Below are 26,331 nucleotides of genomic sequence, written 5' to 3' on the forward strand. Positions count from 1 at the left end.
TTCGGGAGTTGACGTGGACGAGCTGGTGTACGACCCGCAGGCGCTGCAGGCCAAGTGGCTGCGGCGCTGGGAGGAGCTGAATCCCTTCGCGGCAGTGGAGGACGAGGCGGACACCAGGCCGCGCCGTTACATGCTCGACATGTTCCCGTACCCCTCGGGCGACCTGCACATGGGGCACGGAGAGGTGTTCGCCATCGGCGACGTCGTCGCGCGCTACTGGTTCCAGAAGGGCTACAACGTCCTGCACCCCATCGGGTGGGACTCCTTCGGCCTGCCCGCGGAGAACGCCGCGATCAAGCGCGACGCCCACCCCGCCGAGTGGACCTACACCAACATCGAGACCCAGGCGAACTCCTTCAAGCGCTACGCCGTGTCCTTCGACTGGTCGCGGCGGCTGCACACCAGCGACGAGGACTACTACCGCTGGAACCAGTGGCTGTTCAACCGCTTCTACGAGCGCGGCCTGGCGTACCGCAAGGGCGGCCTGGTCAACTGGTGCCCGACCGACCAGACGGTGCTGGCCAACGAGCAGGTCGTGGCCGGAAAGTGCGAGCGCTGCGGATCGGACGTGGTCCGCCGCGAGCTGACGCAGTGGTACTTCAAGATCACTGACTACGCCGACCGACTGCTGGACGACATGTCCATGCTGGAGGGCGGCTGGCCGGAGCGCGTGCTCACCATGCAGCGCAACTGGATCGGCCGCTCCACCGGCGCCGACGTCCGGTTCCGCATCGAGGGCAGGGACGAGCCGGTCACGGTCTACACCACCCGCCCCGACACGCTGTACGGCGCGACGTTCTTCGTGGTCGCGGCCGACGCCCCGCTGGCGGAGGAGATCGTCGCCCCCGACCGGCGCGAGGCGCTGGAGGCCTACCGGGCCGAGGTCGCCAAGCTGTCCGACATCGAGCGCCTGTCCACCGAGAAGGAGAAGACCGGCGTCTTCCTGGGCGTTCACGCGATCAACCCGGTGAACGGAGAGCGCATCCCGGTCTGGGCGGCCGACTACGTCCTGTCCGACTACGGCCACGGCGCGATCATGGCGGTTCCCGCCCACGACCAGCGCGACCTGGACTTCGCGCTGAAGTTCGGGCTGCCGGTCAAGGTCGTCGTCCACACCGGCATGGCCGACCCGGGCGAGACCGGCGTCGCCACCCCGGGCGAGGGCAAGCTGGTCAACTCCGGGCCCCTGGACGGCCTGTCCAAGGCCGAGGCCATCGCCAAGATCATCGAGGTGCTGGCGGAGCGGGACACCGGGCGGGCCGCGGTCAACTTCCGGCTGCGCGACTGGCTGCTGTCCCGGCAGCGCTTCTGGGGCACCCCGATCCCGATCATCCACTGCCCCGACTGCGGCGAGGTGCCGGTCCCGGACGACCAGCTCCCGGTCAGGCTGCCCGACCTGCGCGGCGCCGACCTCAAGCCGAAGGGCGTCTCCCCGCTGGCCGCGGCCACCGACTGGGTCAACGTCGAGTGCCCCAAGTGCGGCGGCCCCGCCAAGCGGGACACCGACACGATGGACACCTTCGTCGACTCGTCGTGGTACTTCCTGCGCTACTGCTCGCCCGGGTACGAGGACGGGCCGTTCGACGAGGGCCGGGTCCGCCGCTGGGGTCCGATCGACCAGTACGTGGGCGGCGTCGAGCACGCGGTGCTGCACCTGCTGTACTCGCGGTTCTTCACCAAGGTCCTGTTCGACATGGGCATGCTGACCTTCACCGAGCCGTTCCTGCGGCTGCTGAACCAGGGCCAGGTCATCAACCAGGGCAAGGCCATGTCCAAGTCGCTGGGCAACGGCGTCGACCTCGGCCAGCAGATCGACGCGTTCGGCGTGGACGCCGTCCGGCTGACCATGGTGTTCGCCGGGCCGCCCGAGGACGACATCGACTGGGCCGACGTCTCGCCGGCCGCCTCGCAGAAGTTCCTGGCCCGCGCCTTCCGCGTGATGGCCGAGGCGGGCGCGGCCTCCGCGCCGGGCGCCGACGTCGCCGGGGGCGACCAGGAGCTGCGCAAGGTCACCCACCGGACCATCGACGAGGTCACCAAGCTGGTGGACGCCCACCGCTTCAACGTCGCCGTGGCCCGCATGATGGAGCTGACGTCGGCGGCGCGCAAGGCCATCGACTCCGGCCCCGGCGCCGGCGACCCCGCCGTACGCGAGGCCGCCGAGACGCTGGCGGTCATGTTGTCGCTGGTCGCGCCGTACACGGCGGAGGAGGGCTGGGAGCGGCTCGGCCACGCCCCGTCGGTCGCGCGGGCGGGCTGGCCGGTCGCCGACCCGGCGCTGCTGGTGCGCGAGTCGGTCACCTGCGTCGTACAGGTCGCGGGCAAGGTCCGCGACCGCCTGGAGGTGTCGCCGGAGATCTCCGCCGCCGACCTGGAGGCGCTGGCGCTGGGCAGCGAGAAGGTCCGGCCGTACCTGGACGGCGCGCCGCGCAAGGTGATCGTCCGCGAGCCGAAGCTGGTCAACATCGTCCCCTGATGTCCCCGCGGCGCCCTGAGTAAAGTCTCGGTCATGAGACGGCTTGGGGCGCTGCTGCTGGGGGTCGGGCTCGCCGTGACGGCGTGTGGCGGGGCCGGCCGCTCCGGCCTCGCCGAGGCGATGGCGCAGGTGTCCGGAGACGGCCCCGCCGCGACCTACTTCGAGTACGGCGACACGGCGCACTGGCGCGAGATCGGCGCCGTCACCCTCAGGGGGCCGCGCCGGGACGAGGTCTGGGGGCCGGTCACATCCGGGGTCTGGGCGTCCGCGCTCGGCTCCGGGCTCGGTGATCTCGCCCTCTCCGCCGCCACGTCGCTGCCCGAGCGTACGGGCATCGACCTGTACGGCGCCGACCACGTCGTCACGATCGGCCTGCCGCCGAACCGGGCGGTGCGCGCCGACGGCGAGTTCGACGCCGAGGCCATCGACGGGAAGCTCTCCTGGATCGGCGCGAAGCCCCGCGACATCGGCGGGCACGACGGCCTGACCCTGGCCCCGGACCTCGCCGTCGAGATGGACGGGGTGCAGACCAAGTTCGGTCTGCTGAACCAGCTCAACCAGGTCGTCGTCACGGGCACGACGGTCGCCGCCGGGCCGGGCGCCCAGGCGGTGGCCGCGGCGCTGGGCGGCGGGCGCAGCCTGGCGGACCGCCCGGCGCACGCCGCCGTCGCCGAGTGCCTCGGCGGCGTCGTCTCCGCGCTCCTGTACACGCCGCGGGCCGCCGGTGAGGTCGAGCTGTACGGCGTCGGCCTGCGCCGTCCGGAGAAGCTGAGCGACCGGCCCGTGAACGTGATCTGCGTGCTGGCCCGTACGGCGTCCGCGCGGAAGGTCGGCGACACGTTCGCGGCCAGGCTCACCACCGCGGCCGCCACGGCGGGCGGCCGGCCGTTCGGCCGGATGGCCGAGCGCATCGAGCACGACACGGTCGAGAGCGGGGGACGGCGCGTCTCGCGCGCCACGCTCACCCTGTCCGGGGACACGCCCGCGTCGTTCGCCTGGCAGCTCGCGCTCCGGAACGAGCTGGACGCCCTCACCCGGCCCTGAACCGGTGTCGACGCTTCGCGGGCTCGCGGCGGCGTGGGCGGGGCGAGGCCGAGAGCCGGGGCGTTGACGCTCGCCGATCAGGCCGACAAAATGGCGGCCGAGCCACAAATCGAACACTGTTGGGCGTGCGGTCAGGGCATGCCGCGACCATCCACCGCGAAAGCGGTGGTCCTGGAGCGCGCGCCTGACCGTCCGGCTCACGGCGGCCGCGCCTCCGGGATGGGAGGCACGTCTTGTCCAGACGCATTCTCAGCGGGCTGGCCACCGTCGCCGCGACGGCCGCCGCCGTACTCGTCGCGACCGGTACGCCGGCGCAGGCGGCGGGCACCGGAACCGGCTATCTCCACACCAGCGGCAACAAGATCGTGGACAGCACGGGGACGACCGTCCGGCTGACCGGCATCAACTGGTTCGGCATGGAGACCGACAACAAGACCTTCCACGGTCTCTGGTCCGGCAACCCCTGGAAGAGCCAGCTCGACCTGATGGCGAGCCTCGGCTACAACACGATCCGCGTCCCGTGGTCCGACGACGCCGTCAAACCCGGCGCCGTCGCCACGAGCGTCAACACGTACACGAACCCCGACCTGGTCGGGCTGTCCCCGATGCAGATCCTGGACAAGGTCGTGGACTACGCCGGCACGAAGGGGATGCGGATCATCCTCGACCGGCACCGGCCGACCAGCGCGGGCCAGTCGCCGCTCTGGTACACCCCGACGGTCTCGGAGGCGACCTGGATCGCCGACTGGAAGGCGCTCGCCCAGCACTACGCGGGCAACACGACCGTCATCGGCGCCGACCTGCACAACGAGCCGCACGCCGAGGGCACCAACCCGGCGGCCACCGGCGCGTGCTGGGGGTGCGGGGACGTGAGCCGGGACTGGCGGCTGGCGGCCGAGCGGGCCGGCAACGCGATCCTGTCCGTCCAGCCCAACTGGCTGATCTTCGTCGAGGGCGTGAGCTGCCCGAGCGGCGGGTTGTCCAACGTCTGGGACAACGACCCGAGCAACGACGAGGACTGCGGCTGGTGGGGCGGCAACCTCAGCAAGGCCAAGGACCATCCGGTGCGCCTGGACGTGCCGAACCGGCTGGTCTACTCGCCCCACGAGTACGCCACGTCGGTCTATCACCAGGCGTGGTTCGACGATCCGTCCTACCCGGCCAACATGCCCGCCATCTGGGACCGGTACTGGGGATACCTGTACCGGCAGAACATCGCCCCGATCATGGTGGGCGAGTTCGGCACCACCCTGGCGAGCGACGTCGACAAGGTCTGGCTCCAGGAGCTGATGAAGTACCTGGGGACGGGCGTCGACGGCATGTCGTTCACGTACTGGTCGTGGAACCCGAACTCGGGCGACACGGGCGGCATCCTCAAGGACGACTGGACCACCGTCGACCAGGCCAAGCAGAGCATCCTGCGGCCGTACCTGATCCCGCCCGTGGGCGGCGGCACGTCGTCCCCGTCGCCGTCGGCGTCCCCCTCCGTTTCTCCGTCCGTGTCCCCGTCGGCCTCCCCTTCCGGCGGGAAGGCGTGTACGGCGACCTACACGGTGACCAACTCGTGGAGCGGCGGCTTCCAGGGTGAGGTGGCGGTCAAGAACACCGGCACCGCGGCGACGTCCGGCTGGGCGGTGAAGTGGACCCTCCCGGACGGCCAGACGATCAGCCAGCTCTGGAACGGCACGTTGTCCGCGAGTGGCGCCTCCGTCACCGTGACCAACCTGAGCTGGAACGGCGGCCTCGCGGTGAACGCCTCGACCACGTTCGGCTTCAGCGCGTCCTCGTCCGGAGCGGGCGGCGTCCCGGCGTCGGTCACCTGCGCCGCCTCCTGACGTCAGCCTGATCCCGGGCCGAGGTCCGGGGGACATCCGCCGACGACGGCCGCCGCCCGGGTACGCCGGGCGGCGGCTCCTCGGAGCGGCCCCGGGAAAGCGCCCTGAACGCGCGGGCGCCGTGCGGGGACCGCGCCAGGGCCCGGGCGACGGCCGCCCCGAGGAAGCCCCGAGGAAGCCCCAGGAAAGGCACGGGAAGGGCCCGAGGAAGCCCCGGGAAAGGCACAGGAAAGGCACGGGACGAGCCCGGAACGAGCCGGTGCGGGCAGGCTCAGGGCAGGGCGGCGCAGATCCGGGTGAGGATCTCCTCCAGGATCGGCTCGGAGGTGCCGAAGTTGAGCCGCGCGCACCCCTCGCCTCCCGGCCCGAACAGCGGGCCCGGGTTCAACCTCACCCGCGCCTCCCGCTCCAGGTACGCCGCCGGGTCCTCGTCGAGGAAGCCGAGGTCGAGCCACCCCAGATAGGTGGCCTCCGGGATCCGGTAGCCGACGCGGGGCGGCAGCCGCTTCGCGACCAGGCGGCGGTTGCGGTCGAGGATCGTGATGACCTCGGCCAGCCAGTCGTCGCCGTGCCGCCACGCCGCCACGGTGGCCTCCACGCCGAGCAGGTTCGGCGCGCCGTAGATGTGGGCGGGCTGCCGGTCCACCGTCTCGCGTACGGCGGGCGCGCCCAGATGGGCGACGCAGCAGCGGATGCCGCCCATGTTGAACGCCTTCGTCGCGGACGTGAGCGTGACCGTGCGGTCGGGGAGGAGCGTGCCGAACGGGATGTGGGTCCGGGGCGCGTACGTCAGGTCGGCGTGGATCTCGTCGGAGAGGACCAGGGCGTCGTGCCGCTCGGCGTACTCGGCGAGCGCGCCGAGCTCCTCGGGGGTGAGCACGCGGCCGGTGGGGTTGTGGGGGTTGACCAGGAGCAGCACGGCGGCGGGCTCGTCCGGCACCTCGAACCGCCAGCCGTCGCCGTCCGGAAGCATCGGGATGGGGAGCAGCCGCCGGTCCATCTGCGCGATGGTGTCCAGGAACGGGTGGTAGGCCGGGGTGTGCAGCGCCACGGTGTCACCGGGCCGGGTCGTCAGGTGCAGCAGCACCTGGAGCGCCTGGTTGACGTCGCTGTACGAACGGACGTGGCCCGGGTCGGGGCGGAAGCCGTACCGGGTCTCCATACGCTCGGCGAACGCCTCGCCGAGGGGGCCGGCGGACGGCTCGTCCAGCCAGGAGGGGTAGCCGAGGTCGGTCTCGGCGCGCCGCCGCACGGCCTCGCGCACCGCCTCCGGGACGGGGAAGTCCATGTCGGCCACCCAGGAGGGGATCACGCCGGGCGCGGTCTGCGACCACTTGAGCCCGTCGCGGCGAGATGCGGTCTCCAGGGTGAGCTGGTCAAGGTTGCGCGTCACACCAGCCAGCCTATTTGCGCTAATCACCCCTATCGCCACCTGGCTGCGCTTTCACACTGATTGCCGCAGCTCGGGGATCCCGCCTTCACGGCGGAGCGATCACATGAGTCGGTGGACGCGACGGCGGTGGGTTTCGCGGGTTGTGCCGCCAGGCGGCCCGTGGCGAGCGCGGCACGACGGCCGGGTCCTCCACGAGCCGCCGGCCGGTGGTTCGTGGGCGCTCCGCGGTGAGCGAGGATCACCGCGGAGCGACGTGCGGACTCGCGGACCTGGAACCGCGCGAACCCGCGCGGTCCCCGGAACGCGCGGTCCCCGGAACGCGCGGGGCCCGGAATGTGCGGGGCCTGGAGCCGCGCGGGGCTAAAGCTTGCGCAGGACCGCGGTGACCTTGCCCAGGACGGTCGCCTCGTCGCCCGGGATCGGCTCGTAGTTGGGGTTGTGCGGCACCAGCCAGACGTGGCCGTCCTTGCGCTTGAAGGTCTTGACCGTGGCCTCGCCGTCGATCATGGCGGCCACCACGTCGCCGTTGTCCGCGACCGGCTGCTGGCGCACCACGACCCAGTCGCCGTCGGCGATCGCCGCGTCGATCATCGAGTCGCCGCTGACCTGCAGGAGGAACAGCGTGCCCTCGCCGACGAGCTGCTTGGGCAGCGCGAAGACGTCCTCGATGCTCTGCTCGGCCAGGATCGGGCCTCCGGCGGCGATGCGGCCGACGAGCGGCACGTACGCGGCGGTCGGGCGGCTGAAACCGGGCTCGACCTCGGCCGCGTCCGGGTCGACCCACAGCACCGGCTCGCCCGGCAGCCGCACCTCCAGCGCCCTGGGGCGGTGCGGGTCGCGGCGCAGGTAGCCCTTGCGCTGCAACGCGGTGAGCTGATGCGACACGCTGGAGGTGCTGGTCAGCTGGACCGCCTCGCCGATCTCACGCATCGAGGGCGGATAACCGCGCTGCTGCACGGAGTCGCGGATCACCTCGAGGATCTTGCGCTGCCTTGGGGTGAGACCAAGGGAGTCCCGCCTGCGCACCGCCAGGTCGTTGACGCTCTCTTCCTGCCCGCTCACCAAACCACCTCCCAATCCGTGTTCTTCATGTCGCACAGAGCGACGGTATCTCGATTCAAGATCATCTTCAAACAATTGTTCGATTCGATGTGAATCCCCGTCACCTGCGCAGTTGTACCGACATCGTACGGGAGTTCGATCGACACCGTGTTCGATATTGCCGAGATTTGGCCGATCTTCTTGTACAGTGCCCGCGCGTACAGTGCCCCCGTGCGATGCGCTCGGCGCTCGGGACGGGCGACACGCCCGGGCCGCCCCGGTGATTTCCCGGCTGAACAGCGACTTCACCCGGGGGGTGGCGGCCGACTTGCGTTCAAGGTCGGGCACTTCTACGGTTGGACCACAACATCTAGTAGTTACAGCGATGTACTTCACCACAGCTTGTGTTTCCGTGACCGCTTCACGACGCTTTCGTGAGGTGGGCGCAAGCGTTTCCAGGGAGGCGATGACGTGCACTGCCCGTTCTGCCGTCACCCGGACACGCGGGTCGTCGACAGCCGCTCGACCGAGGACGGGGCGGCCATCCGCCGCCGGCGGACCTGCTCCGAATGCGGGCGCAGGTTCACCACGCAGGAGACCGTCCTGCTCATGGTCAGCAAGCGCAGCGGAGTGACCGAGCCGTTCTCGCGGGACAAGGTCGTCGCCGGAGTGCGGCGGGCCTGTCAGGGGCGCCCGGTCGGCGAGGACTCTCTCGCCCAGCTCGGGCAGCGGGTGGAGGAGAGCATCAGGGGCACCGGGTGCGCCGAGATCGCCTCGCACGAGGTGGGCCTCGCCATCCTGGGGCCGCTGCGCGAGCTGGACGAGGTCGCCTATCTGCGCTTCGCCTCCGTCTACCGGGGGTTCGAGACGCTGGCCGACTTCGAGGCCGAGATCGAGCAGCTCAGAGCCGCGCGCACCGCCGTACAGCAGTAGCGGCGGGAGCCGACGGGAACGGCCGACGCCGCCGCCCGTCACGCAGGGTGATTAGACAGACACGTGATCGGATGCGAGGGGCTCCACCGGGCCCCGGGAGGGGGAATTCATGACGGAGATCGTGAACGGCACCGAGACGGGCACCGGGGGCCGCGGGGGCAAGCGGCCACGCAAGGGTCTCAAGATGAAGCGCGTCTTCACCACCCCCGGCGTCCATCCGTACGACACGGTCGCCTGGGAGCGTCGCGACGTCGTCATGACGAACTGGCGTGACGGCTCGATCAACTTCGAGCAGCGCGGCGTCGAGTTTCCCGAGTTCTGGTCGGTCAACGCCGCCAACATCGTCACCAGCAAGTACTTCCGCGGCGCGGTCGGGACGCCGCAGCGCGAGTCGAGCCTGCGGCAGCTCGTCGACCGGGTCGTGGACGTATACACCAAGACCGGCGTCGAGAACGGCTACTTCGCCTCGGACGAGGACGCCGAGATCTTCGACCACGAGCTCAAGCACGCGCTGGTCCACCAGATCTTCAGCTTCAACTCGCCCGTGTGGTTCAACGTGGGAACCGCGTCGCCGCAGCAGGTGAGCGCGTGCTTCATCCTGGCCGTGGACGACCAGATGGAGTCGATCCTGGAGTGGTACAAGGAAGAGGGCGTCATCTTCAAGGGCGGTTCCGGCTCCGGGATCAACCTCTCCCGCATCCGTTCCAGCAAGGAGCTGCTCTCCAGCGGCGGCACCGCCAGCGGCCCCGTGTCGTTCATGCGCGGCGCGGACGCCTCCGCGGGCACCATCAAGTCGGGCGGCGCCACCCGCCGGGCGGCCAAGATGGTCGTCCTGGACGTCGACCACCCCGACATCGAGGAGTTCATCGACACCAAGGCGCGCGAAGAGGACAAGATCCGCGCGCTGCGGGACGCCGGGTTCGACATGGACCTCGGCGGCAAGGACATCGTGTCCGTGCAGTACCAGAACGCCAACAACTCCGTCCGCGTCTCCGACGAGTTCATGCGCGCGGTCGAGGACGGCGGCGACTTCGGCCTGCGCGCCCGGCTGACCGGCGAGATCATCGAGAAGGTCGACGCCAGGTCGCTGTTCCGCAGGATGGCCCAGGCCGCCTGGGAGTGCGCCGACCCCGGCGTGCAGTACGACGACACGATCAACGACTGGCACACCTGCCCGGAGACCGGGCGCATCACCGCCAGCAACCCCTGCTCGGAGTACCTCCACCTGGACAACTCCTCCTGCAACCTCGCGTCGATCAACCTGCTGAAGTTCCTGCGCGACGACGACACGTTCGACGTGGAGAACTTCGTCAAGCTGACCGAGCTGATCATCACGGCGATGGACGTCTCGATCACCTTCGCGGACTTCCCGACCGAGAAGATCGCCGAGACCACCCGGGCGTACCGGCAGCTCGGCATCGGATACGCGAACCTGGGCGCGCTGCTGATGGCCACCGGCCACGCGTACGACTCCGACGGCGGCCGGGCCATCGCCGGGGCGATCACCTCGCTGATGACCGGCACGTCCTACCGTCGCTCGGCCGAGCTCGCCGCGATCGTCGGGCCGTACGACGGCTACGCCCGCAACGCGGAGGCGCACAAGCGCGTCATGCGCAAGCACGCGAGCGCCAACGACGGCCTGCGCACGGTCGACGCGATGGACAGGGAGATCCACACCGAGGCCACCCGGCAGTGGCAGGAGTGCCTCCGGCTGGGCGAGAAGAACGGCTACCGCAACGCCCAGGCGTCGCTGCTCGCGCCCACCGGCACCATCGGCCTGATGATGGACTGCGACACGACCGGCATCGAGCCCGACCTCGCGCTGGTCAAGTTCAAGAAGCTGGTCGGCGGCGGCTCCATGCAGATCGTCAACCAGACGATCCCGCGGGCGCTGCGGCGGCTCGGCTACCAGGAGGAGCAGGTCGAGGCGATCGTCGAGTACATCGCCGAGCACGGTCACGTCGTGGACGCCCCCGGCCTGCGGACCGAGCACTACGAGGTGTTCGACTGCGCCATGGGCGAGCGGGCCATCGCCCCGATGGGCCACGTCCGGATGATGGCGGCGACCCAGCCGTTCCTGTCCGGCGCGATCTCCAAGACCGTCAACCTGCCCGAGTCCGCCACGGTGGACGACATCGAGCAGGTCTACCTGGAGGGCTGGAAGCTCGGGCTGAAGGCCCTGGCCGTCTACCGGGACAACTGCAAGGTCGGCCAGCCGCTCTCGGCGGCGAAGAAGACCACCGAGGGCGCGACCGAGGAGGCCGCCGCCCCCGAGGTCCAGGTCATCGAGGTGCCCCGGCCGACCCGGCGGCGCATGCCGAACCAGCGGCCGAGCATCACCACGCGGTTCACCGTGGGCGGCGCCAAGGGCTACATGACCGCGTCGTCCTACCCCGACGACGGCCTCGGCGAGGTCTTCCTCAAGATGTCCAAGCAGGGCTCGACCCTCGCGGGCGTCATGGACGCCTTCTCCGTCGCCATCTCGATCGGACTGCAGTACGGCGTGCCGCTGGAGACCTACGTCCAGAAGTTCGTCAACATGCGCTTCGAGCCGGCCGGCATGACCGACGACCCGGACGTCCGGATGGCCCAGTCCGTCATGGACTACATCTTCCGGCGGCTGGCGCTCGACTACCTTCCGTACGACGACCGGGCCGCGCTCGGCATCTTCTCGGCCGCCGAGCGGGCCGCGCAGGCGCGCGGCGAGGACCCGGCGGCGCTGCAGGAGGTCGTCGACACGGCGGCGCTCGCCCAGTCCGCGCCGATCGAGGAGAAGCGCGCCGAGGTCGCGCGGCCGGCGGCGAAGCGCTCCTCGACCGACTCGCTGGAGAGCCACCAGGGCCGTACGGCCGACGCGCCGCTGTGCATGACCTGCGGCACGAAGATGCGTCCGGCCGGAAGCTGCTACGTCTGCGAGGGCTGCGGCAGCACCAGCGGCTGCAGCTGACGACCGGCGTCCCGCGTCAGCGGGCGCAGGAGCCGCGAGAGGAGCGGGGCCCCGGGCATTCCGGGGCCCCGCTCCGCTTCATCCCGGCACATGTCCCGCCGCGCCGGCGGGCACGACGACCACGCCGACTCTTTCCGGCAGCCTGCGGACCCGGGCCGAGGGGCGCTCGCGGGGTCCGGGTTAGGCTGCCGCCATGCCCGACCACATGCCCGACCACATGCCCGACCGCATTCTGGACGCGCTGGCGTACCCCGTCGTCCTGTCGCCCATGGCGGGCGGGGCGGGGACGGCGCGGCTGTGCGCGGCCGTGTCCGAGGCCGGAGGGCTGGGCTTCCTCGCCGCCGGATACAAGACGGGCGAGGCCATGGCCGCCGAGATCGAGCAGGTCAGGGAGGCGACCTCGCGGCCGTTCGGGGTGAACCTCTTCGTCCCTGGCGAGCCGGCCGACCCCGAGGTGGTGGACGCCTACGCCGCCGAGCTGGCGCCGGAGGCGGAGCGGTACGGCGTCGGGCTGCCCGACGTCCCGCTCGACGACGACGACGAATGGGACGCCAAGATCGACCTGCTGCTGCGGCGTCCGGTGCCGGTGGTGAGCTTCACGTTCGGGTGCCCCGGAGTCTCCCTCGTCGACCGTCTGCACGAGGTGGGGACGGCGGTCGTCGTGACCGTCACCGACCCCGGCGAGGCGGTGGCCGCCGTGTCGGCGCGAGCGGACGCGTTGTGCGTGCAGGGCCCGGAGGCGGGCGCGCACCGAGGCTCCTTCGTGCCGCGCAAGCCGTACGGCGCCGCGGAGCCGGGGCTGCTCGACCTGCTCGCGGCGGTCCGCAAGGCTGTACGGGCGCCGCTCATCGCGGCCGGAGGCATCGGGGACGGGGCGGCCGCGGCGGCGGCGCGGGAGGCGGGCGCGGCGGCCGTGCAGCTCGGCACGGCCTTCCTGTTGACACCGGAGAGCGGGGCGAACCCCGTCCACCGGGCCGCGCTGCGCGACCCGCGCTTCACCTCGACCACCGTGACCACCGCGTTCTCGGGACGGCCGGCGCGCGGGCTGACCAACAGGTTCATCCTCGACCACCCGGACGCCCCGGTCGGCTATCCCGCCGTCCACCACCTGACCACGCCGATCCGCCGCGCCGCCGTCGCGCAGGGCGACCCCGGCGGGGTCAACCTCTGGGCGGGAACGGCCTGGCGGCTGGCCGGGGAGCGACCGGCGGCGGACGTCGTACGCGAGATCGGCGCGGCGATCGCCTGACCCCGTCCGGCCGTTCCGAGTGAAAGGTCAGGAGGCGGCGAACCGGACGAGCCCGGCGGTGAGGGCGGCGGCCGCCGCACAGGCCACGATCATGAGATCGGCGCCGGCGGCCGGCCCCTGGCCGCCGATGACCGCCGCGGTCAGCGCCGCGCCCACCGAGGATCCCACGTACCGCGCGGTGTTGTTGGCCCCGGACCCCATGCCGGCCCAGTGCGGCGGCACGCTCTCGATCGCGAGGTGGGTGAGGGATCCGTTGATCAGCCCGCTGCCGACCCCCGCGACCAGGAGCCCGGCGAGGGCCCGCGGCGCCGACCACTGGGCCGTCGTGCCGAGCAGGGCGAGGCCGCCGGCGGCGGAGAGCAGCAGGCCGAGCGCGAGGCGGCCACGGGTGGTGAGCCGCAGCCGGGGAGCCAGGAGCGCGGCGACGAAGGACGTCCCGGACCAGACGGCGAACACGGCGGCGGTGGCGAGCTGCGTCATGCCGAGGGCCGACTGGAGCACGGTCGGCAGATAGCTCATCAGCCCGATGATCGCGATGCCGGTGGCCAGCGCGCCGCCGGTGGCGACGAGGAACGACGGGCGCCGGAACAGGCCCATGTCGATCAGCGGCTCCGGATGGCGGACCTCCACCAGGGCGAAGGCGGCCAGGAGGACGGCCGCCGCGGCCAGGGCCGCGAGCACGACCGGCCGGGACCAGCCGAGCCGCCCCTCGGTCACGCCGGTCACCAGGGCGGCGAGCCCGAGGGTGAGCGTGACGGCGCCGGGCACGTCGAGCCGCCGGCGTCCCGATGGCGGCTCGGTCCGTGCGGGCAGCGTACGCGCCGTCACGGCCAGCGCGACGGAGCAGGCGGCCGTCAGCCAGTACACGCCGCGCCAGCTCGACAGCGCGGCGAGCCCGCCCGACACCAGGGGGCCGATCGCGATGCCCAGGCCGAGCATCGCGCCGTACCATCCCGTGACCCGCGCCCGCTCGGGACCCGGGGGAACGACCTCGCCGACCACACCCAGGCTGGCGGCCAGCACCGCCGCACTGGCCACCCCCTGGGCGAAGCGGCCGAGCACGAACATCGGCACGCCTCCCGCGAGGGCCACGATCGCGCTCGACACCGCGAGCGACGCCATGCCGATGACGTAGACGCGCCGGCGGCCGTGCTCGTCGGCGAGCACGCCGGCGACGAGCAGCGACACCGCGAGTCCCAGGGTGACGGCGTTCAGCATCCAGACCGGGCCGGTCGGACCGGCGTCGAGAGCGCGGGCGGCCTCCGGCAGCGTGACCATCGGCGCGGTGTAGTTGACCAGCGCGAGCAGCGGCGCCGCGCACACGATCGCGAGGGTCGCCGGCCGGGCCCGTAAGGGAGCCGGGGGCGTGTCCAGCACAGGACCTCCAAGGTTCATTCATTGAACTGATGGCGCGACGATAGCACGCGTCGGTTCGATGACTGAACTAAGATGTGGCGGAAGGAGGACGGTGATGGGGCTCGGCAAGAACTACGAGGGGCAGGACTGCTCCCTCGCCCGGTCGCTGGAACTGCTCGGCGAGCGGTGGACGCTGCTCATCGTGCGCGACGCGCTGTACGGCGTGCGCCGGTACGGCGACTTCCTCGCCCACCTCGGCATCCCGAGGGCGGTCCTCTCCCAGCGGCTGTCCGCGCTGGTGGACGCGGAGGTCATGGAGCGGCGCCGCTACCAGGAGTCCCCGCCGCGCGAGGAGTACGTCCTGACCGGCAAGGGGAGGGAGCTCTGGCCGCCGGTGCTCGCCCTCGCCCACTGGGGCGAGCGGCACATGAGCGACGCGGGGCCGCGCCGCGTCTTCCGTCACGTGCCCTGCGACGCGCCGATCGGCGCGGGCGCCACCTGCTCGGCGTGCGGGGCGTACGTGCCCGTCGAGGAGGTCGAGGTACGGCCCGGTCCCGGCGCCGACCTCACCCGCGAGGACCCGGTGAGCGTCGCGCTGCGCGGGCCGCGCCGGATGCTGGAACCGCTGCCCTGACCTCCGCCCGGCCTTCCGGCGTCAGCGTCGCTGGCAGGCGGGGCACCAGAACAGGTTGCGCGACTCCAGGTCGGCGGTGCGGATCTCGCCGCCGCAGACGTGGCAGAGCTGCCCGGCCCGGCGATAGACGTACACCTCGCCGCCGTGGTCGTCCACCCGGGGCGGCCGTCCCATCGCCTCGGGCATGTGCTCCGGGCGTACGGTGTCGATCCGGCCCGAGGCGGCGCCTTCGCGCATGAGCGCGACGAGGTCGGCCCAGATCGCCTCCCACTCGGCCCGGTCCAGGTCGCGACCCGCGCGATAGGGGTCGACGCCGTGCCGGAAGAGGACCTCGGCCCGGTAGACGTTGCCGACCCCGGCGATCACCTTCTGGTCCATGAGCAGCGCCGCGATCGGCCCGCGTGACCGGGTGACGCGCGTCCACGCGCGCTCGGGGTCGTCGTGCGGCCGCAGCGGGTCCGGGCCGAGGCGGTCGTGCACCGCCTGCTTCTCCCCGGGGGTGATCAGCTCGCAGGCGGTGGGGCCGCGCAGGTCCGCGTACTCGTCCCGTCCCTCCAGGCGCAGCCGTACGGCTCCGACGGGCGCGGGGGCGGGAGCCGGACCGAAGGAGACCTTCCCGTAGAGGCCGAGGTGGACGCGCACCCAGCCGTGTCCGCCGAACCCCTCGAAGCCGAGGAAGAGGTGTTTGCCGTGGGCGTCGGTCACGGCCATGCGCTGCCCGTCGATCAGCGCGGCGCCGTCGGAGAACTTGCCCTGCGGGCTGCTCGCCGCGACCGGGCCGCCCGCGAAACGCCGGCCGTACTCGGCCGCGAGACGGTGGATGATGTGACCTTCGGGCATCGGCGGGCAGCGCTCCGGGGGACTCGGGGAAGAGGGGAGCCCCACCCTATCCGGGCTCCGGGCCGCCCCACCGGTCGGCGGGCGCGCCGGTGATCCGGCTCGGCGCCGGGGTGGGTCAGTCGGTCTCGTACGCGAGCCGGTCGGCGAGCCAGCGGTGGAACCTGATCGCGAACCTGACCCAGTGGGCGATCACGGTGGTGAGGTGCTCGCGGGTGACGCCGGCGCCGATGTAGAGCTGCGAGTCGCCCACCACGCGCAACGCGCCGCTGTCCTGCGTGAAGCTGTAGACCTTGGGCCACATGGTGTCGGCGTTCCACTCGTTCAGCGCGGTGACCAGCGTCGGCTTGTCGTCGACCGAGTACTGCTCCTCGTAGTACGTGCGGATCGTGAACAGCTCTCCCTCGGAGCCGAACAGGAAGAAGACCGTGAGCTCGGGGGTGGAGATGGCGATGTCGCCCTCGGCGTCGAGGGTGTGGTCGAGGTCCAACTCGTCCAGGATCTCCCTGATCAACTCCTGATCGGGCTGGACGACCGCTGGGGAAGGGGTCACCGCCCCATCCTGCACCATGAGTGTCGCGGCGGCCCGCCGTATGGGGCCGAACGCCGCCACGGCCGCGGGCGCCGCTTCCACGCGTCGTCCCCGGTCGGGGGCCGCTCGCGCCGGCGGGACCCGCGGCCTCAGTCTCCGGGGGACTCGCCGCCGAGGCGGGTTCCGGCGCGGAGCCGCACGTGGGCGGGGACCTCGCGGGCGCTCAGCGGGTCGGTGACCGGGGGCTGCCAGGTGGCGGCGAGAGGCAGCACGCCCGCCCACACGTCGTGCGGATCGTCGGCGTCGTCGGGCGGGCCCTGCCGGACCTTCACCGACGCCTCGTCCAGCGGGACGGCCAGGATCGTGGTGGCGGCCAGCTCCTTGCGGTTCGGCCGGCGCGCGTAGTCCCACTGGCCGGGGGCCGTGTGCTCCGTGAGGAGGCGGAGCGCCTCCAGCTTCTCCTCGCCCTCCAGGGCGCGCGGCACGCCGTAGATCATCGCGCTGCGGTAGTTGACGCCGTGCTCGAACACCGACCGGGCGAGCACCAGGCCGTCGACGTGCGTGACGGTCACGCACACGGGCGCCGGCCCCCCGGTGGCCAGGCTGCGGCTGGCGACCGATCCGTGGACGTACACGTGGTCGGAGTCGAAGCCGTACACCGTGGGCACCACCATGGGCGCGCCGTCCACGATCACGCCCAGGTGGCAGACGAACCCGGCCCCGAGCACGGCGAACAGCTCTTCCCTGTCCGTACGGCCCTGCTCGCGCAGCCGGCGGTGCCGGGTCCGCTCCGATGCCGACAAAGATGGCAAGGCCGACAAGTCACCCATGAGGTGACATCCAATCAGTAAGCGGTCGCGGCTGGAAAGATCAGGCGACCGAGGTCGGCCCGGGCTTGGGGAAGCGGATGACGTTGCGCCCCGCGTACGCCCGCATGTCCACGATCTTGGTGTCGCGCTTCGGCCGGCGGCGCAGCGCGGACGTGATGTCGCGCACCTTCGCGAACGGCGTCTCGACCGACTCGTCGAGCGACGTGACGACCCTCAGCATCTTTCCGATCCCCCCGACCGTGATGATTCCGTTATTTAGTGAGATGTCTACCGATCTACCCGTAAAACCGGTGTAAAGCGGTGATGTTTAACGGGATCTGGGTGACTACTGTGCCATGGCGGGTCCGCGCGCTCGCGTCCGGGGTCGTCGCGATCCGTCCGCCGCGCGGGCGGCCTTCTCCTCGTCCATCTGCGGCGTTATCGAAACGAGATGAAACGCGGACGGGATCGCGGGCGTCAGAAGATGCGTGGCATCGGGAGCGTTGGCCGTGGAGGATCCCTCGCGGCTCGGGGACTACTGGCTCGCCGGACGGCTCGGCGCGGGCGGGCAGGGAGTCGTCTACGAGGCGTACGACGCCGCGGGACGCCGAGTCGCGATCAAGGTGCTGCACGGAGAGGCGGCCGGGGACCCGGAGCTGCGGCGCAGGTTCGCGCGCGAGGCGGAGGCGGCCCGCCGCGTGGCGTCGTTCTGCACCGCTCAGGTGATCGACGCCGTCCTCGACGGGCCCCGGCCGTACATCGTGAGCGAGTACGTCCAGGGGGCGAGCCTCCGGCAGGCGGTCGCGGCGGGCCGGCTCTTCGCGGGGGACGACCTGCACCGCCTGGCCACCGCCGTGGCCACCGCGATCGTCGCCATCCACGACGCCGGGGTGGTCCACCGCGACCTCAAGCCGGACAACGTGCTGCTCGGCCCGGACGGGCCCCGCGTGATCGACTTCGGCGTCGCCCGCACGCGCGACATGTCCCTCACCGCGACCGGGCTGGTGGCCGGGACCCCGGCGTACATGGCGCCCGAGGTGTTCGTCGGCGAGCGGGCCGGGCCGCCCGCCGACCTGTTCGCCTGGGGCGGCATCGTGCTGTTCGCCGCCACCGGAGCGGACCCGTTCAGCGCCGAGACCCTCGGCGGCGTCATGCACCGCGTGCTCTCGGAGGACCCCGACCTCGGCGTGCTGCCGACCTCGCTGCGCCCGCTCGTCTCCGCCGCGCTGGCGAAGGACGCCCACGGCCGCCCGTCCGCCCGCGAGCTGCTGCACGGGTTGATCTCCGGGCCGCGCGGCGCCGCCGCGGACGACCTGCTGGTGCTCGGCAGCGCCGAGGCCGGGCTGCTGCCCGGGCCGGAGGTCGCCGACCCGGGGCTCGGGCTGCTCGCGGAGGACGCGTACGGCGTGCTCTCCCCGGCGGAGCGCGAACTGGTGCCGGAGGTGCTGCTCCGGCTCGCCACCGTCACCGACGACGGCGAGGTCGTCACCAGGCGGGCGGCGCGCGCCGAGCTGATCGACGGCCGGCCGGAGGAGGAGGCCGCCGCGGTCGCGCGGATCGTCGAGGCGTTCGGGCGCCTGCTGGCCGAGCGCGACGGCGAGATCGGACTGACCCGCACCGCCCTGATCCAGGCGTGGCCCCGCCTGCGCGCCTGGGTCCAGGCCGAACGCGAGGGCCTCGCCGTGCTCCGTGAGATCACGGTCGCGGCCCGGCGGTGGAACCGCGGCGCCGACGGCGACCTGTTCCAGGGCGACCGGCTGGACACCGTCCTGCGCTGGGCGGCCACCGGGCGCCGCCACGTGGCGCTCAGCCGCCTCGAACGCGACTTCCTCGACGCGGGCTCCGCGCTGGCCCGCCGCCGCGCCGGCCGCCGCCGCGTCGTCACCGCCGCACTCGCCGTGCTGCTGGTGCTCGCCGTCGGCTTCGGCGTCGCGACGGTCCGGCAGAGCGCGGCGGTGAACGAGCAGCGATACCTGGCCGAGTCGCGCGGGCTCGCCTCGACCGCGGACCGGCTGAGGGACACCGACCCGGTCAGGGCGATGTTGCTGAGCGTCGCCGCCTGGCGGCTCGGCGACACCGCCGAGGCGCGCGGCGGCCTGGTCAGCTCGCTCGCCCAGCGGGAGACGGGAGTGCTGCGGCTGAAGGGGTCCGCGTACGCGCTCAGCGGCGACGGGCGGAGCGCCGCGTCCGTGGACGGCGACGGCGTGTCCGTCTGGGACGTGCGGTCGGGACGGCGGACCGGCGGGTGGTCCGGCCTCGGCGTCCGCGGCCAGCGCCTCCACTCGATCGCGTTGAGCGGGGACGGACGGTTCCTCGCGGTCGCCGCGGGGCAGCGGGTGCGCGTCTGGGACGCGCGCACCGGCCGCGCCACGGGCCGGGAGCTCGACCTCGGCACCCAGCGGTACGAGTCGCACTATCCGATCGAGGTCGCCTTCGGGACGGACACCCAGACGCTGATCGTCGGTTTCAGCGGCGCGGTCCGGCTCTGGGACCTCCGCACCGGAACGGTGAGCCCCCGGCGGCCGGGCTACCTCGCGGACGTCGCCCCGAGCGGCCGCTTCGCGGCGATCGACGGCGTCGGGGACCGTCCCCTGCTGTTCGACCTGCCCCGCGCCACCCGCCGCGGCACGCCCGCGGGCATCTGCGGCGGTCCTCCTTCGGCACGGGCGGACGACGGATCGGGGCCGCAGGCGCTCGCCTTCAGCCCCGACGGCCGCACGCTGGCCTGCGCCGCCGACGAGGGCGTCACGCTGACCGACCTCGCCCGCGGCCGGACCGGGGCCCCGTTCGGGCCGCCGGTCGGCGGGCGGCCGGCGGTGACCTTCAGCGCGGACGGGCGGTTCCTCGCCGTCCGCGCCGAGAACGCCGTCACCCTCTGGCGGGTGGCCGATCGTGCGCAGTTGCTCGTCCACCCCACCCTGGGGGAGGCCGCGCAGGTGCGCTTCGACCGCGACGGCGGCGCGCTGCGGTACATCGTCGACGACACCGTCCACACGGTCGGCATCGCGGACCTGACCTCCCCGGCGAAGGCGGGACCGGCCGACGCGGGCGCCGTGCTGACGCCGGACGGGAGGTACGCGGTCAGCGGGGCGGGCGCCGGCGCCCTCACGTTCAGGGACACGCGTACAGGACGGCCGGCGGGCGCCGCGGTCCCCTTCACGGAGTCGCCGCAGGCGGTCGCCTTCAGCCGGGACTCGCGGATCGTCGAGATCGCCGACGACGCCGGACGTCGGGCCCGGACGGTGGACCGGCAGAGCGGCCGGACCCTCGCGACGACCTCGGTCCGGGACCCGGACAGGCACAGCATCGTCGGGGTCGCGGTCAGCCCGGACGGGACGAGGGCCGCCACGGTCACGGCCACGTCGTCCACCGGCACGGAGGTCGGAGTCGCCGATCTGAGGACGGGCGCCTGGCGCGTCGTCGCGACGCTTCCCGACGAGGACGCGGCCACCGCCGTCTTCAGCCCCGACGGGCGGGATCTCGCCGTACTCGGACCGGACACCGGCTATCTCGTCGACGTGGACGGGGGGAAGGTCAGGACCTTCGGAGCCACCAACCAGAGTCTCGTCGCGGTCGCCTTCCACCCCGGCGCCCCGATCGTGGTCACGGGCGACTACGCGGGCCGGGTGATCGCCTGGGACACGCGTACCGGCGAGCAGCGCGGCGCGGTGCTCGCCCAACGGCGGCCGGTGAAGGCCATGGCGTTCAGTCCGGACGGCTCCGTCCTGGCCGTGGCGGCGGGGCAGGACGTGCGGCTGTGGGACGTGCGGGCAGGAACGGCGGTCGGCGAGGCGATCGCCACCCACGGGGTGGACGTGGTCGCCGTGGCCTTCCGCCTCGACGCTCCGGCCGGGCCCGGCGGTTCCGCGGCTTCCGGGGAGCCCGCGGGCCTCATGGTGACCAGCCTGGACGCGAGCGGCGCGGTGGCGTCCCGGCCGGTGAATCCGGACGCGGTGGCCGCCGCCGTGTGCGCGCGGGCGGGCCGGACCCTGTCGGAGGGGGAGTGGCGGGAGTACCTTCCCGGCCTGCCGTACGAGCACGTGTGCCGGGGCGGCGCCGATGCGCCCTGATCGGACGTCTCGCGCCCGGGACGCGCGGGCGGGTGCTCGCGTCGGGCCGCCTCAGCGGGCCTCGGCGGAGGCCTCCCAGAGGGAGCAGGGGCGCACGGCGTGGTGGTGGTAGATCATGCCGACGGGCTCGCGGGTGGCGACGGTCTCCACCGGCTGGCCGCCCGGCCCGCAGACGCAGTCAGGGGTGCCCTCGTGGCCGATGACGTCGTCGAGTGGCATCACATGAACGAAGCTGGCCATGGGGGCATCCCTTCCGCGTCAATTAACCCCCGATATTACCTCAAAATTGGACAAAAGTGATTAACAGGGATAATTCCGTCGGGCGCGGTCGCCCCAGGTGGGGCGGCCGCCGTACGCGGATTCTGATCGAGGGAAACATGCGGGAGATTGACCCCTATATGTGGTGATCGTCAGGGGCGCGAGGGTAGACGAGAGCCAGCAGCGAGATTCGGGGGGAATCATGGCGGCTTGTGAAGTCTGCGGCAACGACTACGACCTGAGCTTCGAGGTACACGCCCAGGGGGCGGTCCACACCTTCGACAGCTTCGAGTGCGCGATCACCAAGATGGCCCCGGTGTGCGAGCACTGCGGCTGCCGCATCGTGGGGCACGGCGTCGACGTGGACGGGCGTTTCTGCTGCTGCGCCCACTGTGCCCGCGAGCTGGGCGCCACCCAGATCGTGGACAAGGTCGGCGCCGCGCGGTGACGACCCGCCCCGTCCCTCCCGTACGCGGCCCGTGACGGGAGGGAGCGGGCCGGTCGTGCTCCGGGACGCCGGACTTCAGGACCGGCGGACCCCGCTCACCCGCCGGTCTCCGCGCCGACGGCGTCGAGCGCGTGAACCGGATCCGCGGGACGGCGGTGCTCCACCGCCGGCAGGGTGACCAGCAGCACGAGCAGCGCGGCGAGCTGCGCCGCGGCCGACCACAGTCCCACCGGCACGCTCTTGCGATGAAATTGGCGGCGGCGAGCGGACGGAAACCGGGGCGCCGGTCCCGGCGCCGTCGTCGTGAAGGGTCAGGGCGTGTGCGGGCGGGGACCCGCGACCAGCGTGTCGCCGGGCTCGGGGCCGGAGGCCGCCTCGCTCCGGCTCTCGGCGTTCTCGTCCCGCCCCCGCTTCGTACGGCGTGCCCGCGTCTTGGCCGCCGCGCCGTCCCGCCCGGCCGAGTCCCGTGCGGCGTCGGGCACGGGGTTGGGTACGGTGTCGGCCGTCGTGGCGGGGTCCTCGCCGGCCGCCTTCGGCGGCGTTCCGCTCGCCCTGCCGGAGGAGCGGCCGCCCGCCGTCCCGCCGGACGGGCGGCGCGCCGCGCTCGACGCGGAATCCTCGCCGGCCGTGGGGAACGTGACCGGCCCCTTGGGGGTGGACGCCTCCTGTCCCCGGCCGCCGGCCGTCGCGGCGGTTTCCGCGCCGGCCGCCTTCGGCGCCGTCCCACCACCCTCTTGCTCCGACGCGGAGCCCGGCGCGATGGCGGTCCTGGACGCGTCCGCGGGGTCGCGCAGCGCCGCGATGACGGCGTCCGCCTCCCGGTCCGCGGCGAACTCGTCGGCCGCCTCGGCCTCGCGCCGCTTGATGACCACCATGTGATCGACCGAGACGCGCCCGGCCCCTCCGACCGAGAGCAGGACGGACGCGGCCCCGAGAGCGACGATGATCTTGATGTCGCCGCCGGTCAGCGGCATGCCGGCGTGCCCGGTGGTGATGACGAAGACGGCGACCGCCTCGGCGAAGAGCAGCAGCCCGACGAACGGCACGGCGAGGCCCGCGACCAGCAGCGTGCCGCCGACCAGCTCGATGAGCATGGTCGCGGCGGCCCATACGGAGGGCAGGGGAGCGCCGAGCTCGGCGTACTGCGTGGCGGTCGCGTTGAGACCGGCCTCCAGCTTCTCCCAGCCGTTGGCGAAGAAGATGCCGCCGACGCCCATCCGGGCCGCCAGCGAGGCCACGTCGTGGAGGGTTCGCTTCACGGTTCCTCATTCTGGGGGGACGGGCAACGATTGCCCATACATCTGCCCATAAGGATCGACCGCACACCCGGCGGCCGCGCGTCTCGTCAGGACGACGGGGCCGCCCCCCTTCTCCGGCCTTCCATCGGCTCCCTCCGCCGGGGCCTCAGGACGACGGGACCGCCTCGCCCGCCTCGTCCTCGGCGGGGCAGCCGGTCTCCCTGGAGATGAACACGGCCGCGGCCAGGGCGGTGAGCCCGAGCAGGATCACGCTGACCACGACCGTGTGGTGCAGGGCGGCGACGAACGCGACGCGGGCCGCGCCGAGCAGGGCCGCGCCCGACCCGCCGCCGACCTGCGCGGCGACGTGCGCCGCCGCCGCCAGAGACTCCCTCGCCTCGTCCATGAGGGGGCCGGGCACTCCGGGGACCGTGCCGAGCGCCGGGGCGTACACCATCGTGGTGATCGTGCCGAGGACGGCGATGCCGAGACCGGCGCCCAGTTCGTAGGCCGTCTCCTCGATCGAGGCCGCGCCGCCGGCCCGCGACTCGGGGACGGCCGCCATGATCGTGTCGGAGGCGGCGAGCAGCGCGACCTCCACGCCGAACCCGATCCCGATGAAGCAGAGGGCGAGCATCCACGGATGCTGCTCGACCCCCCAGGTGAGCACGGGGGCGAGCGAGATCGCGGTGAGCCCGAGGCCGCCGCTCATGGTGGCCCGCAGCCCGATCCGCTGGAGCACGTGCGCCGCCGCCAGCCCGCCCGCGATGGCGGCGACCATCAACGGCAACATCCGCAAACCCGCGGACAGGGGGGAGAACCCGAGCACGAGCTGGAGGTACTGCGCGAGCAGCAGTTCCAGCCCGACCAGCGCGAAGATCGCCAGCAGGACGCAGGCGACGCCGGTGGCGAAGCCGCGCCGGGTGAACAACGCGATGTCGAGCAGCGGGAACGGCAGCCGCCGCTGCCGCCGTACGAACCAGGCGAGCAGCGCGATCCCGAGCAGGGCGACGGCCACGGCCGGGCCGCGCCCGATCATGTGCCCGTACCCGGCCTCCTTGAGGCCGAACGCGAGGGCGAGGATGCCGAGCGTGGACAGGGCGGCGCTGAGCCCGTCCCACGGATGGCCGGACCGGTTCCGGGACGGCGGCAGCAGCCGTACGGCGAGGGGCAGCGCCACGATCAGCAGCGGCACGTTGATGAGGAAGACGGCTCCCCACCAGAAGTGCTCGACGAGGACGCCGCCGACCAGCGGGCCGACGGCGGCGCCCGCGGCGGCGACCGCGCTCCAGACGCCCAGGGCGATCGCCCGCTCCCTGCGGTCGGTGAAGACCTCGCGGATGATGGACAGCGTCGCCGGCATGATCATCGCGCCGCCGAGGCCGAGGAAGGCGCGCGACAGGATCAGCGCCAGCGGCGTCCCGGCGAACGAGGCGGAGAGCGAGGCCAGCCCGAACACGACGTAGCCGGCCAGCACCAGGCGGCGCCTGCCGTACCGGTCGCCGAGGGTGCCGAACGTGACCAGCAGCGGCGCGACGACGAGCGAGTAGATGTCGATGATCCACAGCAGTTCGACGGCGGACGGTTCGAGCGCGGCGGTCAGCGCGGGCACCGCGATGTGGAGCACGGTCGCGTCCACCGCGATGAGCAGCAGGCTGAAGCAGAGCAGCGCGAGGACCGCCCACCGGCTCGTGTGCCGAGCGGCGGCGTGCACCGTACGGGACCGCGTCCCGACCCCCATGACGATCATGGATGGGAACCGCCGGCCTGGTGGAACATGGGTCGCAGCTTAGGCCATTCCAGGTAGATCCCTCAGCAGCTTCCGGCATCGCGCTCTCTAGCGAGATATAGGTATATATCCGACATCTAGGCAACCCCTCGCCGGCAGCCGATCATGCGGGAGTGGGGAGCGACATCGAGGACCCGGACCACGCCAGGACCCGACCCGGAAACCGCGCCCGAGACGGCGTCCCGCGTCACTCCCCGGAGGCCGACCCCCGCTCCTGGTGCCTCGCCGCCGTCGCGAGGCTGGAGCGCGGCCGCCCGGAGGCGGCGCTCGAGGCCGCCAGGCAGGCGATCGAGCGCGACCCGGGCGGCGAGTGGGCGCATCGCCTGGCCAGCCTCGCCCTCGAACGCCTCGGCCGCGACCCCGAGGCCGTCGCGGCGGCCCGCGAGGCCGTACGGCTCGCGCCCGGCTCCTGGGCGGCGCGCCTCAGGCTGGGCGGAGCGCTGCGCCGGATGCCCGACGGCTGGCGGGAGGCGTGGGCGGAGGCGCGCAAGGCGGTGAGCTTCGCCCCCGAGGAACCCGACCCGCACGTGCTCGCCGGGGACCTGGCCCTGCTCCGGGGCGACCACGAGAGCGCCGTCGCGTCCTATCGCGCGGCGCTGCGGCGTTCGCGCGACCACCCGGCGGCCCGGGTCAACCTGGGGCTCGCCCTGCTGCGCTGGGAACGGCCGCGCAACCACCACGATCCGGCCTGGGACGCCGACCCCCGCGACACCGCGCGGGCCAGGCGGGCCGCGGAGGTCTGGTCCCGGCAGGTCCGTGTCATGCTCGCCGTGGCGACCGTCGCCGTGACGGCCGCCGCGCTCGGCCTCGGCCTGCACAAGGAGGCGCAGATCGGCGGGGCGCTCGCGCTCGGCGGCGTCGTGGCGGTGACGATCCGGCAGACCGGGCGGGTCCCCGTCTGGCCGCGCGTTCCCGCGATGCTGCGCCGCGACCTCTGGCTCACCATGGACGCCGCGATGGCCGTCGCGGCCGTCGGCGCGTACGTCGCGGGCCTGGCCACCCTGCCCGGCGACCTGGACGGGGCGCGGGACGGCGTGTGGGCCGGGGCGTGCGGCATCGTGCTGCTCAACGGCGTCGCCGCGGGCGGCCTGCGCCTGCTGGTCGAGGCGTGGCAGGGCCGTCCGGTGCGGGCGCTCGTCCAGTTCGCCGCCGCGAGCCCGGTGCCCGCCGCCCGGCGGGACGCCGGCGTGACGTTCTGGATCATCGCCGGGCGTGCCTGGTGGGGGCTCGTCCTCCTGCTGTCGCTCTGCCTGCTCACCGCCCAGCCCCGCCTCGCGCTCGCCGCCGCGGCGGCGCCGGTCGCCGTCGTGCTCGCCGTCCGACGCGGACGGGCGGCGCCCATGCTGCGGGCCGCGCTCCGCGACGACCGGCCGCTCGCGCTGTCGTTCGCCCTGCTCGCCGTCGCCTCCCTGGCCCTCGCGCTCGCCGGAGCGGCGCCGGGC

General features: G+C 72.9%; 21 protein-coding genes. 10 read left to right on the forward strand and 11 right to left on the reverse strand.

What is annotated here, in order from left to right:
* Positions 1-13 precede the first annotated feature (13 nt).
* The 3 genes from leuS to AWQ70_RS41730 all read left to right on the forward strand — a co-directional run bounded on the left by leuS (position 14) and on the right by AWQ70_RS41730 (position 5,355).
* Complete coding sequence (leuS, locus tag AWQ70_RS33805; protein ID WP_067185660.1) at positions 14-2,476, forward strand: leucine--tRNA ligase; 2,463 nt, start codon at positions 14-16, stop codon at positions 2,474-2,476.
* Between the two features lie 33 nt (positions 2,477-2,509).
* Positions 2,510-3,520, forward strand: a complete 1,011-nt coding sequence (locus AWQ70_RS33810) for a hypothetical protein (RefSeq protein ID WP_067185662.1) — start codon at positions 2,510-2,512, stop codon at positions 3,518-3,520.
* Positions 3,521-3,753: 233 nt separating this feature from the next.
* Complete coding sequence (locus AWQ70_RS41730; protein ID WP_067185664.1) at positions 3,754-5,355, forward strand: cellulase family glycosylhydrolase; 1,602 nt, start codon at positions 3,754-3,756, stop codon at positions 5,353-5,355.
* 271 nt (positions 5,356-5,626) lie between these two features.
* On the opposite strand, the gene AWQ70_RS33820 is transcribed toward AWQ70_RS41730, so the two are convergent.
* Together AWQ70_RS33820 and lexA are read right to left on the reverse strand one after the other, a co-directional pair.
* Positions 5,627-6,748, reverse strand: coding sequence for a MalY/PatB family protein (locus tag AWQ70_RS33820; RefSeq protein ID WP_067185667.1), 1,122 nt, complete (start codon positions 6,746-6,748; stop codon positions 5,627-5,629).
* A 360-nt stretch (positions 6,749-7,108) separates the two neighbouring features.
* Complete coding sequence (gene lexA / locus AWQ70_RS33825; protein ID WP_067185669.1) at positions 7,109-7,810, reverse strand: transcriptional repressor LexA; 702 nt, start codon at positions 7,808-7,810, stop codon at positions 7,109-7,111.
* Positions 7,811-8,260: 450 nt separating this feature from the next.
* Between lexA and nrdR the strand changes: the two genes are divergently transcribed.
* The 3 genes from nrdR to AWQ70_RS33840 all read left to right on the forward strand — a co-directional run bounded on the left by nrdR (position 8,261) and on the right by AWQ70_RS33840 (position 12,918).
* A complete protein-coding gene (gene nrdR / locus AWQ70_RS33830) occupies positions 8,261-8,722 on the forward strand; it encodes a transcriptional regulator NrdR (RefSeq protein WP_067185671.1) in 462 nt (153 codons plus the stop codon).
* A 109-nt stretch (positions 8,723-8,831) separates the two neighbouring features.
* On the forward strand, positions 8,832-11,669 hold the full coding sequence (locus AWQ70_RS33835; RefSeq protein ID WP_067185674.1) for a vitamin B12-dependent ribonucleotide reductase: 2,838 nt from the start codon (positions 8,832-8,834) through the stop codon (positions 11,667-11,669).
* Positions 11,670-11,862: 193 nt separating this feature from the next.
* Positions 11,863-12,918, forward strand: coding sequence for a nitronate monooxygenase (locus tag AWQ70_RS33840; protein ID WP_245647279.1), 1,056 nt, complete (start codon positions 11,863-11,865; stop codon positions 12,916-12,918).
* A gap of 27 nt (positions 12,919-12,945) precedes the next feature.
* On the opposite strand, the gene AWQ70_RS33845 is transcribed toward AWQ70_RS33840, so the two are convergent.
* Positions 12,946-14,295: an MFS transporter gene (locus tag AWQ70_RS33845; RefSeq protein WP_169808782.1), complete on the reverse strand. Its 1,350-nt coding sequence runs from the start codon at positions 14,293-14,295 to the stop codon at positions 12,946-12,948.
* 94 nt (positions 14,296-14,389) lie between these two features.
* Between AWQ70_RS33845 and AWQ70_RS33850 the strand changes: the two genes are divergently transcribed.
* On the forward strand, positions 14,390-14,908 hold the full coding sequence (locus AWQ70_RS33850) for a winged helix-turn-helix transcriptional regulator (protein ID WP_067185681.1): 519 nt from the start codon (positions 14,390-14,392) through the stop codon (positions 14,906-14,908).
* Positions 14,909-14,929: 21 nt separating this feature from the next.
* On the opposite strand, the gene AWQ70_RS33855 is transcribed toward AWQ70_RS33850, so the two are convergent.
* The 4 genes from AWQ70_RS33855 to AWQ70_RS33870 form a co-directional block, all read right to left on the reverse strand.
* Positions 14,930-15,748 (reverse strand): Fpg/Nei family DNA glycosylase, encoded by an 819-nt coding sequence (locus AWQ70_RS33855; RefSeq protein WP_067185683.1) that lies wholly within the window; start codon positions 15,746-15,748, stop codon positions 14,930-14,932.
* A gap of 115 nt (positions 15,749-15,863) precedes the next feature.
* Positions 15,864-16,298, reverse strand: a complete 435-nt coding sequence (locus tag AWQ70_RS33860; protein WP_169808783.1) for a YbjN domain-containing protein — start codon at positions 16,296-16,298, stop codon at positions 15,864-15,866.
* Positions 16,299-16,426: 128 nt separating this feature from the next.
* A complete protein-coding gene (locus AWQ70_RS33865) occupies positions 16,427-17,107 on the reverse strand; it encodes a pyridoxamine 5'-phosphate oxidase family protein (RefSeq protein WP_067185685.1) in 681 nt (226 codons plus the stop codon).
* Between the two features lie 40 nt (positions 17,108-17,147).
* Complete coding sequence (locus AWQ70_RS33870) at positions 17,148-17,327, reverse strand: hypothetical protein (protein ID WP_067185687.1); 180 nt, start codon at positions 17,325-17,327, stop codon at positions 17,148-17,150.
* A gap of 268 nt (positions 17,328-17,595) precedes the next feature.
* Between AWQ70_RS33870 and AWQ70_RS33875 the strand changes: the two genes are divergently transcribed.
* Complete coding sequence (locus tag AWQ70_RS33875; protein WP_067185689.1) at positions 17,596-21,156, forward strand: serine/threonine-protein kinase; 3,561 nt, start codon at positions 17,596-17,598, stop codon at positions 21,154-21,156.
* A gap of 51 nt (positions 21,157-21,207) precedes the next feature.
* On the opposite strand, the gene AWQ70_RS33880 is transcribed toward AWQ70_RS33875, so the two are convergent.
* Positions 21,208-21,396 carry a hypothetical protein gene (locus AWQ70_RS33880; protein WP_067185691.1) on the reverse strand — a complete coding sequence of 63 codons (189 nt, stop codon included), beginning with the start codon at positions 21,394-21,396 and terminating at the stop codon, positions 21,208-21,210.
* 220 nt (positions 21,397-21,616) lie between these two features.
* Here AWQ70_RS33880 and AWQ70_RS33885 point away from each other — a divergent pair, with 220 nt between their 5' ends.
* On the forward strand, positions 21,617-21,862 hold the full coding sequence (locus AWQ70_RS33885; RefSeq protein ID WP_067185706.1) for a metallothionein: 246 nt from the start codon (positions 21,617-21,619) through the stop codon (positions 21,860-21,862).
* 95 nt (positions 21,863-21,957) lie between these two features.
* Here the strand turns inward: AWQ70_RS33885 and AWQ70_RS39545 are convergent, their stop codons facing one another.
* The 3 genes from AWQ70_RS39545 to AWQ70_RS33895 all read right to left on the reverse strand — a co-directional run bounded on the left by AWQ70_RS39545 (position 21,958) and on the right by AWQ70_RS33895 (position 24,850).
* A complete protein-coding gene (locus tag AWQ70_RS39545) occupies positions 21,958-22,098 on the reverse strand; it encodes a hypothetical protein (protein WP_157530792.1) in 141 nt (46 codons plus the stop codon).
* 75 nt (positions 22,099-22,173) lie between these two features.
* Positions 22,174-23,121, reverse strand: a complete 948-nt coding sequence (locus tag AWQ70_RS33890) for a DoxX family membrane protein (RefSeq protein ID WP_067185693.1) — start codon at positions 23,119-23,121, stop codon at positions 22,174-22,176.
* A gap of 145 nt (positions 23,122-23,266) precedes the next feature.
* Entirely contained in the window at positions 23,267-24,850 is a 1,584-nt protein-coding gene (locus AWQ70_RS33895) for an MFS transporter (protein ID WP_067185696.1), read from the reverse strand.
* A 152-nt stretch (positions 24,851-25,002) separates the two neighbouring features.
* On the opposite strand from AWQ70_RS33895, the gene AWQ70_RS33900 reads away from it, so the two are divergent.
* A partial coding sequence (locus tag AWQ70_RS33900; RefSeq protein WP_067185698.1) for a tetratricopeptide repeat protein occupies positions 25,003-26,331 on the forward strand: 1,329 nt, incomplete at its 3' end.

The organism is Microtetraspora niveoalba, assembly GCF_001570405.1.
In the GTDB taxonomy this organism is placed as follows: domain Bacteria; phylum Actinomycetota; class Actinomycetes; order Streptosporangiales; family Streptosporangiaceae; genus Microtetraspora; species Microtetraspora niveoalba.

Bases quoted from the DNA above. Each gene is read 5' to 3' on its own strand.
- AWQ70_RS33840 (WP_245647279.1), top strand. From the start codon at position 11,863: ATGCCCGACCACATGCCCGACCACATGCCCGACCGCATTCTGGACGCG.
- AWQ70_RS33885 (WP_067185706.1), top strand. From the start codon at position 21,617: ATGGCGGCTTGTGAAGTCTGCGGCAACGACTACGACCTGAGCTTCGAG.
- AWQ70_RS33865 (WP_067185685.1), bottom strand. From the start codon at position 17,107: ATGGGTGACTTGTCGGCCTTGCCATCTTTGTCGGCATCGGAGCGGACC.
- AWQ70_RS33810 (WP_067185662.1), top strand. From the start codon at position 2,510: ATGAGACGGCTTGGGGCGCTGCTGCTGGGGGTCGGGCTCGCCGTGACG.
- AWQ70_RS33870 (WP_067185687.1), bottom strand. From the start codon at position 17,327: ATGCTGAGGGTCGTCACGTCGCTCGACGAGTCGGTCGAGACGCCGTTC.
- AWQ70_RS33835 (WP_067185674.1), top strand. From the start codon at position 8,832: ATGACGGAGATCGTGAACGGCACCGAGACGGGCACCGGGGGCCGCGGG.
- AWQ70_RS33855 (WP_067185683.1), bottom strand. From the start codon at position 15,748: ATGCCCGAAGGTCACATCATCCACCGTCTCGCGGCCGAGTACGGCCGG.
- AWQ70_RS33850 (WP_067185681.1), top strand. From the start codon at position 14,390: ATGGGGCTCGGCAAGAACTACGAGGGGCAGGACTGCTCCCTCGCCCGG.
- AWQ70_RS33895 (WP_067185696.1), bottom strand. From the start codon at position 24,850: ATGATCGTCATGGGGGTCGGGACGCGGTCCCGTACGGTGCACGCCGCC.
- AWQ70_RS33880 (WP_067185691.1), bottom strand. From the start codon at position 21,396: ATGGCCAGCTTCGTTCATGTGATGCCACTCGACGACGTCATCGGCCAC.